The organism is Chryseobacterium sp. 27AL (assembly GCF_057815395.1).
This window is the reverse complement of record NZ_JBYRIW010000003.1, coordinates 294,727-311,025: the sequence shown is the minus strand read 5'-3', so window position 1 is coordinate 311,025 and position 16,299 is coordinate 294,727. Positions and strand designations below refer to the sequence as shown.

Below are 16,299 nucleotides of genomic sequence, written 5' to 3'. Positions count from 1 at the left end.
GTCTTTATTTTAAAATGTATCTTATTCCCAAAAAACCTCTGATTTTCTGCATCGGAGCGTAGCCGTAAGTTGTGTCAAAAGTATAATGATTTGGATTGTTCACCGGATCATCAATATATCTGTCAAAAGGATCAAATGGGCGCATCAAAGGATCTTTAGGGGTAAAATTGAATACATTTTTGATTCCGCCATACACTTCAAATCCTGATTTGAAAGCCTTCGAAACCTGAATATTGGCCAAAGTGTAAAACGGTGAATATTCCGGGCGGTAATCATCCGGTAAAACCGGCAGTCGCATTGGTCCGTAGAATTGTCCTGTAAAGTCAATCGTCAAATCATTTGGAAATTTATAACTTAAATTATACGTTCCACTCCATTTCGGAGCGTGAAGCTGTTGCAACTTCTGTCTTTCATCATCAAACTTCTGATAAACATCAAGATAAGTCACACCCAAACCAATATTTAACGGAAAACTGAAATTGTAATCAACATTTAAAGATAAACCTCGTGAAATACCGTAACCATGAAGATTATCATAAATAATTTTTTCAGGATCTGTATCAAAATCACCGACAATTTTATTGCTGAAATACGTATAAAATGCAGACGCATCAAGATTGATCAGATTTTTTCCTGCAGGAATTTTCCAGATGTAATTCAGATTTCCATTGATGGATTTTTCAGGTTTCAAATCTGACTGGATAACAACCTCACGTGATCCCGTCAATGCTGCATGATCTTCCGTAAAAAGATTGACTACCCTGAAACCCGTCCCAAAATTGAATCTTAGCGTATGATAAGGATTAGGAGCAAATTTCCATGCAAAACGCGGAGAATGGATCTCGTGATGAATTTTATCATAATCAAACCGATAGCCCAGCAATATTGTATTTTTTTCGTTAATTTCCCATTGATCTTGAATAAACACTCCTAAAATAGGAGATCTCATTGGCTCATTTGAGATCCCATCAGACGACAATGTCCCGGGAGTATTGTCATCATAAAAAGTTCGCTTGAAAGTAAATCCCGCAATAAGATCATGGTTTCCGAATTTTTTATCCCAATAAGTTTGGGTAAAAAGAACTTTTTGAGTCGCCGTGAAAGGATTGTCTCCATAAAATGAATTCTGATCATGAAAATTATAGGAAAACTGTGTGATAATATTTTCTTTCAAAGGCCATTGATAAATACCGAAAGCTTCTACCCTGTTTGTATAAATGCTTTCACCATACACTTCATTACTTCCTCTGTACGACTTATTCCACTGCATTTCTCCTCCGAAACGGTCTTCGTACAGATACCGTAATGCAAAGCTTGCCTGCCGGTTTTCCTTACGCCTGAAATTCCATTTATTAAATATAGAAATTCTGTTCTGTAATGCTGCATCCGTAAAATTGTCATTATTTTCATCAAACTTCTTTTCAAAGCTAAAGTAATTCAGGCTTAATAAAGAAGCGATATTTTTACCAACGTTAAATTTTGTTGACAAGTCGAGATTGTTTTCACTCCAGGTGGTTGTCATCATATCAATGCTCAATTTCGGTGCGGTCAGCGCATTTTTAGTGATAATATTGATCACCCCACCCATTGCTTCAGAACCGTAAATAGAAGAAGCCGGGCCTTTCACTACTTCAATTCTGTCTACCAGACTGTTCGGAATTCCACTCAGTCCGTATACTGTGGAAAGTGAACTGACAATTGGCATTCCGTCGATCAGGATCATTGTGTAAGGACCTTCAAGACCATTAATATGAATATCTCCCGTGTTGCAAACCGAGCAGTTCAGTTGCGGCTTTACTCCGTTGACCATTGAAATAGCTTCAAAAACGTTTGGTGTCGGGTTTTTCTGGAAAAATTTCTGACTGTATATTTCTACAGCGACAGGGCTTTTTGATCTGCTTACAGGCTTTAACGTTCCTGTCATAACCACATCATCTATATCCTTTGTTTTAATACTATTGGGTAAAGCTCTCGCCGTATCTCTTCTATCTAATGACTTTGCCTCAAGACTGTCAGCCGTTTGAGAAAAAAACAGAATAGGTAAAAAGAGTAAAAAAAATACAATTCGTGTCATGAAATAAATTTGTTAGACAAAGCTAACAATTATTTTTTAATCACGAAACTTATACCAGTATATTGTTTAAATTCAATTCATGAAAAATTATTACATTTGAAAAACTACATATAAAAGTAAAATGCGATATCATCAGTCGGGAAATATTCCCCAAAAAAGACATACGATTTTCAAATCTCCCGAAGATAAATTTTACTATGAACAACTCTTCGGAACAGAAGGTTTTCATGGAATTTCTTCATTATTATACCATATTCACCGTCCGACACAAATCAAATCAATCGGCGAAGCCAAAGATGTAACGCCTAAAATTGCCGTTGACAAAAATGTAACGCCAAGAATGTTTAAGGGAATGAATGTAACTCCTGAAGATGACTTTCTGGACAGCAGAAAATTTCTGATGGTCAACAATGACCTGAAAATGGGACTTTCCAAACCCCGGAAATCAACGGATTATTTTTATAAAAATGCAGAATGCGATGAGCTTTTATTCGTTCACAATGGAAGCGGAACACTTAAAACTTTTGTCGGTGACCTGGATTTTGTTGTTGGCGACTATTTAATTATACCGCGTGGAACTATTTATCAGGTCGAACTAAAATCGGACGATACTGTTTTCTTCATACTGGAAAGTCATTCCCCAATCTACACTCCGAAAAGATACAGAAATGAGTTTGGCCAGCTGCTGGAACATTCTCCGTTCTGCGAAAGAGATATTGTCGCTCCGACTTTTGTTGAGCCAAAAGATGAAAAGGGAGAATTTTTAATTAAAGTAAAAAAAGAAAACCAGATCACGGATTTCATCTATGCAACCCACCCTTTCGATGTTGTTGGCTGGGACGGCTATTTTTATCCTTATAAATTTAATATCAAGAATTTTGAACCGATTACGGGAAGAATTCACCAACCACCGCCGGTTCACCAGAATTTTGAAGGACACAATTTTGTGGTTTGCTCGTTCTGCGCAAGAATGTATGACTATCATCCGATGGCCATCCCCGCACCGTATAACCACTCGAATATTGATTCTGATGAAGTTTTATTCTATACGGAAGGAGATTTCATGAGCCGTAATCATATTGATCTAATGGACTTTACCCTTCATCCTGGAGGAATCGTTCATGGACCGCATCCGGGAGCAATGGAACGAAGTATCGGAAAAAAATTCACGGAAGAGTATGCTGTAATGGTTGATCCTTTCCGTCCGCTGAAAATAACGGAAGAAGCACTGAAAGTTGAAGACCCTTCCTATAAAACTTCATGGCTGGAAGAACAGGACAAAACCATGGAAGACCGCTCGCAGGAATAATTTTCCACTAAATATAAAAGAACCGAATCTGACAGATCCGGTTTTTTTATTGATCATTTCCGCATGAAACATGACAAAAATCTTTGCATATTTGGTCTTAATAAAAACAATATAAACTATCTTTAAGTCAGAGAAAAAATATATAAAAATTTCAGTATGTATAATTATATCAGTGCAGAAGAAGCAATTTATACTATCAAAAGCGGAAACCGCGTTTTTTTCCATGGCAGTGCATGTACGCCCAACCATCTGATCGACGAGCTTGCAAGACAATCTCACCGCCTGGAAAATGTTGAAATGGTTTCCATTACGCAGCAGGGAAATGTTGAAATTGCAAAGCCCCAGTATAAAGATAAATTTTTCGTCAATTCATTATTTGTTTCTTCACCTGTAAGAGATGCCGTAAATTCCGACAGAGGAGATTTTGTACCTGTATTTTTAAGTGAAATTCCTATTCTCTTCAGGAAAAATATTCTGCCGCTCGATGTTGCTCTAATCACAGTTTCCCCTCCGGATAAGCATGGCTTCTGTACCTTGGGAACTTCAGTAGATGTGGCAAGAGCTGCAGTAGATACCGCGAAAATCATTGTTGCCATCGTCAATCCTTTAATGCCAAGAACGCATGGAGACGGAATGATTCATATCAGCAAAATCAATAAACTGGTGTGGCATGAAGAAGAGCTTCCAACCGTTGACTACGGCTCAAAAGTAGGCCCTGAAGAAATGGAAGTCGGAAAAAATGTGGCGGAACTGATTGAAGACAGGTCTACCTTGCAAATGGGTATCGGAACGATTCCTGATGCCGTGTTAAAATGCTTGGGAAATCATAAAGATCTGGGCGTACACACAGAAATGCTGAGTGACGGTGTTATTGATCTGATTCAAAATGATGTGATCAACAATAAATATAAAGGATACAACGACAATAAGACCATTACCAGCTTCTGCTTCGGCACACGAAGACTTTATGATTATGTAGATGATAATACCGTATTTTCTTTCGATGATGTAGGTACCGTAAACTTTCCTATTAATATTATGCGGAATAAAAAAATGGTAGCGATTAACTCAGCCATTGAAATTGATCTTACCGGACAGGTATGTGCAGACTCCATCGGAACCATGCAATACAGCGGAATCGGCGGACAGATGGACTTTATGAGAGGAGCTGCACTAAGCGAAGACGGAAAACCGATCATTGCCATCACCTCAAGAACAAAAAAAGGAGTTTCGAGAATCGTACCGTATCTTAAGCCGGGAGCGGGAGTTGTGACAACAAGAGGACATATCCACTGGGTTGTTACGGAGTACGGCACCGCTTATCTGTATGGTAAAAATCTTCGTCAGCGGGCACAGGAACTGATCAGTATCGCTCATCCTGATGACAGGGAAATGCTGGAAAGAGCCGCTTATGAGAGATTTAAACATTAAATGATATTAATTTAAACGCTTTTATAGCTTACCTAACGTTTGTTTGTTAATATTTTTCGTATTTGAGAGAAATTCGTAATTTGCAAGCAATAATATAAAAGTAAAAATTAAAATATGTCAACACTTACATTTGCCGAAAAAATTGCTCAAGCAGAGAATTTCCTGCCGATTAACGGTACCGATTACATTGAGTTTTATGTAGGAAATGCAAAACAGGCTGCCCATTATTATAAGACCGCTTTCGGTTTTCAGTCTGTAGCATATGCCGGTCCTGAAACCGGAGTGAGAGACCGTGCTTCATACGTTCTTCAGCAAGGAAAAATCAGATTGGTACTTACCACAGGATTAAAATCTGATTCACCGATTAATGAACATGTAAAAAAGCATGGGGACGGAGTTAAGATTTTGGCACTTTGGGTGGATGACGCATATAAAGCTTTTGAAGAAACAACCAAAAGAGGGGGAAAACCCTATCTGGAGCCGGTAACTTTAACCGATGAAAACGGCGAAGTAAGAATGTCCGGAATTTATACCTATGGGGAAACGGTACATATGTTCGTTGAAAGAAAAAATTATACAGGGTCTTTCATGCCGGGTTACGAAAAATGGGAAAGTGACTACAATCCTGAGGAAGCAGGCTTACTGTATGTAGACCACTGTGTAGGAAACGTAGACTGGAACAGAATGATCCCGACCGTAGAATGGTACGAAAAAGTAATGGGATTCGTAAACATCCTTTCTTTTGATGATAAGCAGATCAACACCGAATATTCGGCGCTGATGTCTAAAGTAATGTCAAACGGGAACGGTTATGCAAAATTCCCGATCAATGAGCCGGCAGAAGGTAAAAAGAAATCTCAGGTAGAAGAATATCTTGATTTCTACGAAGGCGAAGGGGTACAGCATATTGCCGTAGCGACAAAAGATATCATCCACACTGTAAGCGAGTTGAAGAAACGTGGTGTTGAATTCTTATCTGCTCCACCAGAAGCTTATTACGATATGGTTCCGGAGAGAGTGGGACATATTGATGAAGATATTAAAAAACTTCAGGAGTTAGGCATCCTTATTGATCATGATGAAGAAGGGTATTTACTACAGATCTTTACAAAACCTGTGGAAGACCGCCCTACTCTTTTCTTTGAAATTATTGAAAGACACGGTGCACAAAGCTTTGGCGCCGGAAACTTCAAAGCTTTATTCGAAGCATTGGAAAGAGAGCAGGAAAGAAGAGGAAATCTTTAAATTTAATAATAATATAAAGTTTTGTCAGGATGCACAATCCTGGCAAAACTTTTTTTTAAACACATCATTATGAGAAAAACATTTTTGGGAATTTTATTTGTCGGAGCAGTATTCGGAGTAAAAGCACAATACGGAACAATGGATATGATTCTCACCAGGCTTGAAGAAAAGTCCGGGATCAATCAGAATCTAGAATCTGTGAATATTGACAACAAGAAATTTGTTTTCATCAAAGATGAGGCAGACCACACAGAAAGGGATTTTATCGTCATTAAAGGAAACAAGGCTACTTACGTGGAAGTATTTGACGATAAGCAAACAGGACAAAGCAGTTCGAATGTATTCTCAGGAGATATTATCAGAAAAAAGAATATGATTTCGTTGAGAGCCGATATGCTTGAGAATAAAAAAATTCCAGTCCCTCTTACCAAAAACTTACTTTTAACCAGACAGGACAATATTTTGTACCTGATCGATGTCAATACCAAAGCCAGATGGATCGACGAAGATGCCATTAACAAGGCTAAGGCTAAAGCTAAAAAGTAATTTTTAGTTTAAATTAAAATCATAAATATCTCTCACAATTTAACTGTCCAATATTATATGCTCATCCCATAGATATCGGTTGAATTGTGTTTACATCTTACAAAATTAAATACTAAAATTATGAAATCATTTGTAGAATATTCAGCAGATTCAGATTTTTCAATACATAATATCCCTTTCGGTGTCGCCGTTTTCAACAAAGAATATATTGGCTGCTGTACGAGAATCGGGGATCAGGTTGTAGACCTTGCCACGCTTTACGACTACGGTTATTTTGAAGAAATCGAAGGCCTGATCGACAACGTATTTGAAGCATATACTTTAAACGAGTTTATCGAACTGGGAAAACCGGTAACCAATGCTGTCCGATTGAAAATTCAAGAACTGTTACAGGAAGATTCTATACTTTCCAAAGATGAAAAGACTATTGAAGAAGCCTTTTATGATCTGGATAAAGTAAAAATGATGATGCCGGTACACATCCCGAATTACACAGATTTCTACAGCAGCATTGAACATGCTACCAACGTAGGAAAAATGTTCAGAGATCCTGCCAATGCTTTATTGCCAAACTGGAAACATCTTCCTGTCGGCTACCATGGAAGAGCGTCATCGATCGTAGTTTCAGGAACGGAGATCAACCGTCCTAAAGGCCAGATGAAACCTGCAGATGTTGAAAAACCTGTTTTCGGACCTTGTAAACAACTGGATTTTGAACTGGAAATGGCGTTCATCATTAACAAAAATACAGAGATGGGCGAAAGTATTTCCACTAAAGATGCAGAAGATGCCATCTTCGGAATGGTCGTTTTCAATGACTGGTCTGCAAGAGATATCCAATCATGGGAATATGTACCATTAGGACCTTTTCTCGCTAAAAACTTTGGCTCATCCGTTTCACCATGGGTCGTTACCCTGGAAGCATTAGAGCCGTTCAGAACAGCTTCTCCAATACAGGATCCTGAAGTGTTGGAATATTTAAAATTCGAAGGAGATAAAAATTACGATATCAACCTCGAAGTTTACATTCAACCTGAAAATGGTGAACAAAACCTTATTTGTGAAAGCAATTACAAGCATATGTATTGGAATATGACCCAACAGTTGGCACATCATACCGTAAACGGATGCAACGTTGAAGTTGGAGATATGTATGCGAGTGGAACGATCTCAGGAAGTGATCCGAAGTCATTCGGTTCTATGCTCGAATTAACCTGGAGAGGCCAAAATCCTATCAAACTAAATAACGGAGAAGAAAGAAAATTCATTGACGACAACGATACCGTAACCATGAAAGCATGGGCTGAAAAAGACGGAATTCGTGTTGGCTTCGGTGAAGTTTCTGGTAAAATTATTCCAGCAAAATAGCTAAAACAATATTAAATTAACGCATAAGTCACATAGAGAATTTATTTAAGTACGTTTAAAAGAACACATGAGATAGAAAATCAAAGATTTTCATTTTTTAAACACAAACAGATGAAAAAACTTACAAAACAGTATATTAATGAACTTACATATAAAATAATCGGAGCTTGTATAGAGGTTCACAAATTGTTGGTCCAGGTCTTTATGAGGATACTTATCATAAATGTCTGAAAAGAGAATTCCAGTTATTAGGTATACAGTATCAAAGTGAACTTGAAATTCCTCTTATTTATAAGGATGTAAAGATTGACTGTATGGTTAAATGTGATTTTTTAATTGAAAACGCTATAGTTTTAGAAATAAAATCAGTTGCAGAAATCCACAATATCCACAGAGCACAAGCTCTGAATTATATGAATCTCTTAAAAATTCCAAAGGCAATATTGATAAACTTTAATGTTTATAACTTGTATAAAGAAGGAACCGAGACATTTGTAAGCAAAATTTTTGAAAAACTTGAATAATGAAAATCTTTGATTTTCTATCTAATGTGTTTTAAAATATTTTCAACATTTAATAATCTAAAATCTAATGTGACTCATGTGTTAAAAGAATAGAAAAATGAAAACACTCATCCCATCCGAAATAACTCCCGTACAGCTGCAGACTGTAATGCAGACCGCGATCTCACCGAGGCCAATTGCATTGGCGTCAACGGTTGATAAAAATGGCAACAGCAATTTGTCGCCGTTCAGTTTTTTTAATATGTTCAGCACAGTGCCGCCGATTTTGATTTTTTCACCGTCGAGAAGAGTACGCGACAATACGACAAAGCATACCTTAGAAAACATTCTGGAGATTCCTGAAGTCGTTATAGGAACTGTAAATTTCCCAATTGTACAGCAGATTTCATTAGCTTCTACGGAATATGGCGACGGCGTTAATGAATTCATCAAATCGGGGCTGACCATGAAAGATGCTGATCTTATTAAGCCTAAATTAATCGAAGAATGCCCTGTAAATTTTGAATGTAAAGTTTTAGAAGTAAAACCATTAGGCGATCAGGGCGGTGCAGGAAATCTAGTGATTTGTGAAGTGCAGAAAATTCATATCAGAGAAGAATACCTGAACGAAGACGAAAATCTGGATCAGGCAAAACTTGATATGGTCGCGCGCCTCGGAAGCAATTGGTATTCAAGAAATAATGAAAATAATCTTTTTGAAGTTCCCAAACCGTTAGTAACAAAAGGTATCGGATTCGATCTTCTTCCAGATAAGATTAAATATAGCAAAGTATTCACAGGAAATGATCTGGGAATGTTGGCCAATATTGAAGTACTGCCTGAAGGAGATTTTTATGCCGACGAAATTGTTCATCAGAGCGCACAAAAATTACTTCTTGAAAGCAAAATTGAAGAAGCCTGGAAGATTTTAATAAAATAAAAGTAAAGGAGCGAAAAATTTCGCTCCTTTATAATATCAAAGTTTTTAATAACAACATTGCCAACGTCCGTTAGCATCTTTGCTTTCTGTACCAAAATTAGGTGATGTACATGGAGGTACAATACATCTGCCTGATCCGTCACTCAGATAGTTTCTGTGACAGCCCGTTGCACATACAAAAATCAAATCTCCTCCAAGAATTTGTTTTTGAGATTCTCTGCTTAATTTCTGAGCATTTTTTAAATTTGAATTTTTCATAATAATTGATTTTTAGTGATTTATATTAATCACTAAGTTATGAAAAATATTATAAAAACATCTTTTCTTTAATAAAATTAATACATTTTTCTGTAACCTCTTTAAGATATATTGGTAATTCATCGTCTTCCCAAGGTTCTTTTGCTCCAAAGGTATGGTCTGCATTTTCTATTAAATAAAGCTCGGAATTCGGGTGTAAAAGATGAAGATGCTCTGCATTTTTCACACTTACGCTTTCATCATGCGTTCCATGAATAATGAGAAAATGGGCTTTGGCCATTTCCGTCGCTCTCTCGACATCAAAACGATGAATGTCCTTTTCATAATCTTCATAAAACTGATAATAATGGGGCATCTCCTGCTTCGTTCGTCCATTAACAACATAATAGACTCCTTCCTTTTTCCATTGCTCAAAAGCTTCATTTTTAGGAAAACGATCAAGAGAATCAACGCTTGCCAGTGTTATCAGGCCATTAATCCTCTCATCTTCGTACGTTTTAATGATAGAAATTCCACCTCCTCTGCTGTGTCCGATTACAATGATTTTATGATCATCAACTTTCTCGTGCTGACTAAAATGGTCAATCACTACACCAAGATCAGAAAGCTCTATTGAATAATTATTGCATCCGAATGCCTCCAGATCAGCAAAACTATTAGGCTCCGCTATCGTTGTTCCGTTGTGTGAAAAATTAAATTTAACAAAGAAAAATTCGGCTTCTGCAAATTTCTCTGCCATAAGGTTCCATGCTCCCCAGTCTTTATATCCTTTATAACCGTGGACAAAAATAACAAGAGGTAACTTTTCTCCTTCTTTAGGATAAAAAGCATCAGCAAGAAAATTTTTAGTTTCAGGGTTTGAAATGATAATATTTTGTTTTCTGATGATATTCATATTTACTTTTATTTAAAATCAAATCGATTTTAACTTAAAAATATCAAAAATAGAAATAAACACAAAGTAAAATCTTATTTTTGCTCTATGTTGGATTTAAGAACAGTAACTGTAATGCGTTACATTCTGCCCCTTCGTGAGGGAGGTTCTCTTCCTGCGCTGGCAGAGGCTGATGATGATTTTAAATATGTTTTAAAATTCCGTGGTGCCGGTCATGGAGTTAAAATGCTGATCTCTGAACTTTTAGGTGGAAAAATCGCCGAAGCTTTAGGATTAAAAATTCCTGAGCTGGTTTTTGTAAATCTTGATGTCGATTTCGGGAGAACTGAGGCCGATGAAGAAATCCAGGACCTGCTGAAATTTTCAGAAGGTTTGAATCTAGGGTTGCATTACCTTTCCGGATCAATTGCTTATGATCCGAGTGTAAAGATCGATCCGCTGCTGGCATCAAAAATTGTATGGCTGGATGCGTTTATCACCAATATTGACCGTACTTTTAAGAATACTAATCTTCTCATGTGGCACAAAGAATTGTGGATCATCGACAATGGAGCTTCATTCTACTTCCATCATTCGTGGCAAAATTTTGACACTGCTGCAAAAACGCCTTTCAAATATGTAAAAGACCATGTTCTTCTTCCGCAGGCTGCAAAGCTGGATGAAGCCGACCAATTTGCAAAAGAAGTTTTAAATGAAAATATTTTCAGGGAAATTGTTAACCTGATTCCCGAAGACTGGTTGCACTGGAACGATGCTGATGAAAACCCGCAAGAAATTCGCGACATCTATTTTAATTTCCTGAAAACAAGACTGGAAAATTCTGAAATCTTTTTAAACGAAGCCAAAAATGCAAGAGGATAAAATTTACGAATACGCTGTGATACGCTTGGTACCAAAGGTGGAAAGAGAAGAATTCTTCAACATCGGGCTGGTGATGTTTTCAAAGAAAGAAAAATTTATCAAAGTAGCTTTTTATTTGTGTCCTGATAAATTTAAGCTCATGAGGAGCAAGCTTGATTACGATGACATTATCCAGAATCTTGAAAGCTTTCAGAAAATTGCAAATGGCGATAAAGATGGTGGCCCCATTGCTCAGCTTGAAATTCCTGAACGTTTCCGTTGGCTTACTGCAGTCAGAAGTTCTGTGGTACAGACTTCCAGACCTCATCCGGGAAAATCGAAAGATCTGGAGAAAACTTTTGATAAGCTGTTTGAAGAGCTTATTCTTTAACCAATATAGAATGATCTGGGTTTGGTAAAGTTTTTGAGGGGTTTGAAAATGAAACTCAGCAAAAATTTATTTTATGAAATTTTCTACGAACAATAAATTAATGGACAGGTTTATGATAAACCTGTTTTTTGTTTTCTTTTTAAGCATTTATCATTTTGGATATTCCCAGGAATTACCGGAGATGAAGCTTCCCGTCAGTACACTGCTTCCGGAAAAAACAGCTTTTTCTGAAAATATTATTTATAAAACCAATTCAGCAGGCAGTCCGGTAAGACTGGATGTTTATAAACCTAAAAATTCCGTTGACGGAAAACTGCCGGTTGTCGTTTATGTTCATGGCGGAGCATGGGCTAAAGGCGATAAAACAGTAAGAGCCAATAATTATATTGAAAGTTTCATATTAAAATTAGTCGAAAAAAACTTCGCCGTCATCAGTATTGACTATACATTGGTCAGTGATAAAATTCATTTTCCATTGCCGATTGAAGACACCAAAGATGCCGTACGATGGGTACGTAAAAATGCAGAAAAATATAATTTTGATCCCAATAATATCGGATATTTCGGTGTTTCGTCGGGCGCCCACCTTTCGCTTCTTGCTGCGTATACGGGCGATAGCGAATATAAAGGAAGTCCGGATCTTTCCGCATATTCGGCTAAAGTAAACTATGTGGTAGATAATTTTGGACCGACGGATCTTAATAAACTTCTGCATACCAGACTAGGAAAAGTTCCGGTAGCAGTTGTCGGACTGTTCTTTAAACCTATCGTAGAGATCAGGGAAAAGCTGGTTTTCGGAGTTTCAGGCTACAGCATCAAAACAGAGAAAAGAAAAGCGATTGATTATCTTGAAACGGTTTCTCCCATCAATGATGTGGAAAATGGTGTTCCTACTTTTATTCTGCATGGAAATAAGGATAAAGTTGCGCCTTTAAAACATTCAAAAAAACTGGCAAGAAAACTCAAGAAAGAAAATGTAGAAGCAACATTAGTGGTTGTTGAAGACGGTACACATGGCTTCGGAACGACAGATAAGACATATTTAAATCAGCTGACTGATGAAATGGTAAATTTTATCATCTCAAAAAAGAAATAACCATTAATTATAAAGCCGATTCCATCATGCAGAATCGGCTTTTATGGTAAACAATTTTAATTAAAATTTATTTTTTTTAATTTCTCTACTCTTTTAATTTCATTGAGTAGTAATGGAAACGCAGGCTGTGCCATTCCACCATGATCGAAACCCTGAAGCTCGTACAACGTTGTATCTTTATGCCCTTTCAGCTTCATCATTCGGGCCATATAGGCATTTTCTTCATATCTTCCCAACAGTTCTTTTTCCCGATCCCCGGTAATTAATAACAATGGTGGAGCATCTGCTCTTATAAAATGAAGAGGTGCCATATCATCGATTCTTGCATCCAGCTCATCAATTCCTTTTTCCTTCCTTGCCGTAAAATGGGAAATCATCTGTCCGCTGAAAGGTACAATACCAGCCAATTGATTGGCATCGATTCCGTATTTTTTAAGGTACATTTTATTTAAACCAACCATAATTGCAAGATAACCTCCCGCAGAATGACCCGAAATAAATATCTTATTTTCATCTCCGCCGTATTTTTTAATATTGTTAAAAGCCCAGGCCGTAGCTGCTGCTGCATCTTCAATATATTTCGGGGCGTTTACTTTTGGAGAGAGTCTGTAATTAACGCCAATTACTGCAACACCTTTATTTTTTAAAGCCTCCGGAATTTCTTTTTGTCCACCCGTCAGGCCGCCACCATGAAACCAGATCACTGTCGGAAAATTCTTCACATTTTTTGGTACGTACATATCCAGAACACATCTTTCGTTAATGTAAGCATCTGATTTATTTGTCTTTTCATCGTAATAATGAATATTTTGGATGGTATTGTACTCCTGAGAAAATAATGGTAACGAGAATAATGTGATGATTAAAAATATGAGAATCCTTTTCATTGTAAAAACTTTTGCTTAAAGATACGAAATCTATATTTTCTCACGGATTACACGGATTTCACAGATCAGAATACAAAAATCGGCTCAATCTCCAAAATCTGCAAGCGTAAAAAGAACTCTCGCAGATTGTGCTAATGACGCAGATCAGATGCAAATCTGAAGGCTGCCTGTAAGAACCTTAAATCTTCGTCAGTTTAGCATATTTAAGAATGAGATTCTTTTCTCCTTCATGCTGGAAAACAACTTTCGCTTTGATATTCTGCGGATCGGTACCATCCAGAAAAGTCACTTCACCAACGCCGAAACGGTCGTGTCTCACTTTATCGCCCACTTCAATATCCTGCGAAGAAGCTCCGCTTGGATTAATGATTTTTGCCGTACTTACCGGTTTTAGCTTTCTTGGCTCGGCAATAGGTTTGGAATCTGAACCTCTTTCAATGGTTTTCTTTTCAACCTTTTTGAAGCTTCTCATTTCAGACGGATGTTCGTCGAAAATATTTGACTTTAATCCTGCATTATTAATAAAACGTTTTTCGATCGCAGGGTTTACAAATTCGATATATTGATCATCGATTTCACTTAAGAATCTTGATGGTTCTGCATCGGTAATTTTCCCCCACTGGAACCGTGAAATTGCATAGGAGAAAAATGCCTGCTTTTCGGCTCTCGTCAGCGCTACATAGAACAAACGTCTTTCTTCTTCAAGATCTTCTCTTGTAGCAGAACTCATAAAGCTCGGGAAAAGATTTTCTTCAAGTCCAACAAGATGTACAACCGGAAATTCAAGTCCTTTTGAAAGGTGAATGGTCATCAAAGAAACCATATCTTCCTCATTATTCTTGTCCTGTGTATCTGCCGAAAGCGCAATATTTTCAAGAAAGTTCGGTAAACTCGGATCTCCGTCTTCCAGCTGCATCTGCTCTTCAATAAATCCCTGCATCGAGTTCATTAATTCCTGAACGTTCTCTACACGGGAAATACCTTCCGGAGTCTGATCATCTTTTAAAAACTTAATCAACCCACTTCTTTTTGCCACTTCCATGGCTACATTATAAGCAGTTTCCGTTTTCAGCAATACCTGGAATGCCTTGATCATCGACCAGAAGTCATTCAATTTGTTTAAAACTCCATTGTTAAAGCCTAAATGAGGCGAATACATCGGAAGATTGTCTAATACTTTAGAAACCGAAACATTCTGAGTGTCGGCAAATACCACTAGCTTGTTCTGAGTTGTCTCTCCGATTCCTCTTGCAGGATAATTGATAATCCGCATCAGGGCTTCCGAATCGTTTTCATTCACCAAAAGTCGGAGGTAGGCGATCAGATCCTTTACTTCTTTTCTTTGATAGAAAGATAAACCTCCGTAAACTTTATACGGAATATTTTTTCTTCTTAATGCGTCTTCAAAGGCACGCGTTTGTGAGTTAGTTCGGTACAGAATCGCGAAATCACTATATTTTCTCTGTTCACGGTTTCTGGTTTCCCAGATATTTCCGGCGACAAAGTTGGCTTCATCTGCATCAGAAAGGGAACGGTAAACTTTGATCTTGTCCCCTTCTTCATTCTCACTGAAAACATTTTTCTTAAACTGCTGAAGGTTTTTTGCGATCACTACATTGGCCGCATTCACAATATTCTGTGTAGAACGGTAGTTTTGTTCCAGCGAAACCGTTACCGCATCCGGATAATCCTTTTTGAAATTTAAGATATTGTAAATATTGGCACCACGGAAAGAGTAGATCGATTGTGCATCATCTCCCACCACGCATATATTTTCAAATTTTGAAGCTAAAGCCTTTACAATAAGATACTGCGAATGGTTGGTATCCTGATACTCATCCACCAGAATATATCTGAATCGGTCCTGATATTTAGCCAGCACCTCAGGGAATCTGGTTAATAATTCATTGGTCTTTAACAACAAATCATCGAAATCCATAGATCCGTTTTTGAAGCACTGCTCGACGTACCGCTGGTAAATCTGCCCAATGAATTTCATATTGGCCTTTTCGTCGGCCTCCATAAGTTCCGGATTGGCATAATATGCCTTTACGGTAATGAGATTATTTTTATAGGTGGAAATTCTTGCCTGAACTTTTTTGGGTTTATAAAGGTCAGCATCGATATTCATGTCTTTCAGCACCTTTTTAATAACATTCAGGGCATCTTGCTGATCGTAGATCGTAAAATTGGAAGGATATCCCAGATAATGGGCCTCACTTCTGAGAATTCTTGCAAAAACCGAGTGAAAAGTTCCCATCCAAAGGCTTCTTGCATTGCTTTGCCCCACCACTTTAGCGATACGCTCCTTCATTTCTTTTGCCGCCTTGTTGGTAAAGGTTAAGGCTAAAATATTAAAAGGATCCACACCGTTTGTAATGAGGTGCGCGATACGCATGGTAAGTACACGTGTCTTCCCGGAACCCGCTCCTGCAAGAACCATTAATGGCCCCTGTAATGTGGTAACGGCTTCAAATTGTGATTCATTCAGTCCTTTCAAATAATCCTCCATGCTG

General features: G+C 37.6%; 15 protein-coding genes. 10 read left to right on the top strand and 5 right to left on the bottom strand.

The window, feature by feature from the left end:
• Positions 1-4: 4 nt before the first annotated feature.
• Positions 5-2,074 carry a TonB-dependent receptor plug domain-containing protein gene (locus AC3WV0_RS08900; protein ID WP_488845774.1) on the bottom strand — a complete coding sequence of 690 codons (2,070 nt, stop codon included), beginning with the start codon at positions 2,072-2,074 and terminating at the stop codon, positions 5-7.
• Positions 2,075-2,195: 121 nt separating this feature from the next.
• Between AC3WV0_RS08900 and AC3WV0_RS08895 the strand changes: the two genes are divergently transcribed.
• From AC3WV0_RS08895 to AC3WV0_RS08865, 7 genes are all read left to right on the top strand, one after another.
• The gene (locus tag AC3WV0_RS08895) at positions 2,196-3,383 is read left to right on the top strand and encodes a homogentisate 1,2-dioxygenase (protein WP_488845773.1); all 1,188 of its coding nucleotides are present in this window, start codon (positions 2,196-2,198) and stop codon (positions 3,381-3,383) included.
• 156 nt (positions 3,384-3,539) lie between these two features.
• A complete protein-coding gene (locus AC3WV0_RS08890; RefSeq protein ID WP_488845772.1) occupies positions 3,540-4,814 on the top strand; it encodes an acetyl-CoA hydrolase/transferase family protein in 1,275 nt (424 codons plus the stop codon).
• Between the two features lie 114 nt (positions 4,815-4,928).
• Positions 4,929-6,059 carry a 4-hydroxyphenylpyruvate dioxygenase gene (gene hppD / locus AC3WV0_RS08885; protein WP_488845771.1) on the top strand — a complete coding sequence of 377 codons (1,131 nt, stop codon included), beginning with the start codon at positions 4,929-4,931 and terminating at the stop codon, positions 6,057-6,059.
• A 69-nt stretch (positions 6,060-6,128) separates the two neighbouring features.
• The gene (locus tag AC3WV0_RS08880; protein ID WP_488845770.1) at positions 6,129-6,605 is read left to right on the top strand and encodes a hypothetical protein; all 477 of its coding nucleotides are present in this window, start codon (positions 6,129-6,131) and stop codon (positions 6,603-6,605) included.
• 120 nt (positions 6,606-6,725) lie between these two features.
• Positions 6,726-7,973, top strand: a complete 1,248-nt coding sequence (fahA, locus tag AC3WV0_RS08875) for a fumarylacetoacetase (RefSeq protein ID WP_488845769.1) — start codon at positions 6,726-6,728, stop codon at positions 7,971-7,973.
• A gap of 167 nt (positions 7,974-8,140) precedes the next feature.
• A complete protein-coding gene (locus tag AC3WV0_RS08870; protein ID WP_488845768.1) occupies positions 8,141-8,497 on the top strand; it encodes a GxxExxY protein in 357 nt (118 codons plus the stop codon).
• A gap of 97 nt (positions 8,498-8,594) precedes the next feature.
• Positions 8,595-9,416 (top strand): flavin reductase family protein, encoded by an 822-nt coding sequence (locus tag AC3WV0_RS08865; protein ID WP_488845767.1) that lies wholly within the window; start codon positions 8,595-8,597, stop codon positions 9,414-9,416.
• A 45-nt stretch (positions 9,417-9,461) separates the two neighbouring features.
• On the opposite strand, the gene AC3WV0_RS08860 is transcribed toward AC3WV0_RS08865, so the two are convergent.
• Together AC3WV0_RS08860 and AC3WV0_RS08855 are read right to left on the bottom strand one after the other, a co-directional pair.
• A complete protein-coding gene (locus tag AC3WV0_RS08860; RefSeq protein WP_488845766.1) occupies positions 9,462-9,674 on the bottom strand; it encodes a hypothetical protein in 213 nt (70 codons plus the stop codon).
• 49 nt (positions 9,675-9,723) lie between these two features.
• On the bottom strand, positions 9,724-10,569 hold the full coding sequence (locus tag AC3WV0_RS08855; protein WP_488845765.1) for an alpha/beta hydrolase family protein: 846 nt from the start codon (positions 10,567-10,569) through the stop codon (positions 9,724-9,726).
• A gap of 87 nt (positions 10,570-10,656) precedes the next feature.
• Here AC3WV0_RS08855 and AC3WV0_RS08850 point away from each other — a divergent pair, with 87 nt between their 5' ends.
• The 3 genes from AC3WV0_RS08850 to AC3WV0_RS08840 all read left to right on the top strand — a co-directional run bounded on the left by AC3WV0_RS08850 (position 10,657) and on the right by AC3WV0_RS08840 (position 12,896).
• The gene (locus AC3WV0_RS08850) at positions 10,657-11,430 is read left to right on the top strand and encodes a HipA family kinase (RefSeq protein WP_488845764.1); all 774 of its coding nucleotides are present in this window, start codon (positions 10,657-10,659) and stop codon (positions 11,428-11,430) included.
• Entirely contained in the window at positions 11,417-11,800 is a 384-nt protein-coding gene (locus AC3WV0_RS08845) for a DUF3037 domain-containing protein (protein WP_488845763.1), read from the top strand. Before AC3WV0_RS08850 ends, AC3WV0_RS08845 begins: the two co-directional genes overlap by 14 nt.
• A gap of 73 nt (positions 11,801-11,873) precedes the next feature.
• A complete protein-coding gene (locus AC3WV0_RS08840; protein WP_488845762.1) occupies positions 11,874-12,896 on the top strand; it encodes an alpha/beta hydrolase fold domain-containing protein in 1,023 nt (340 codons plus the stop codon).
• Positions 12,897-12,952: 56 nt separating this feature from the next.
• Here AC3WV0_RS08840 and AC3WV0_RS08835 read toward each other — a convergent pair whose 3' ends face one another.
• Together AC3WV0_RS08835 and AC3WV0_RS08830 are read right to left on the bottom strand one after the other, a co-directional pair.
• The gene (locus AC3WV0_RS08835) at positions 12,953-13,783 is read right to left on the bottom strand and encodes an alpha/beta hydrolase (RefSeq protein WP_488845761.1); all 831 of its coding nucleotides are present in this window, start codon (positions 13,781-13,783) and stop codon (positions 12,953-12,955) included.
• A 178-nt stretch (positions 13,784-13,961) separates the two neighbouring features.
• A complete protein-coding gene (locus AC3WV0_RS08830; protein ID WP_488845760.1) occupies positions 13,962-16,295 on the bottom strand; it encodes an ATP-dependent helicase in 2,334 nt (777 codons plus the stop codon).
• Positions 16,296-16,299 lie beyond the last annotated feature (4 nt).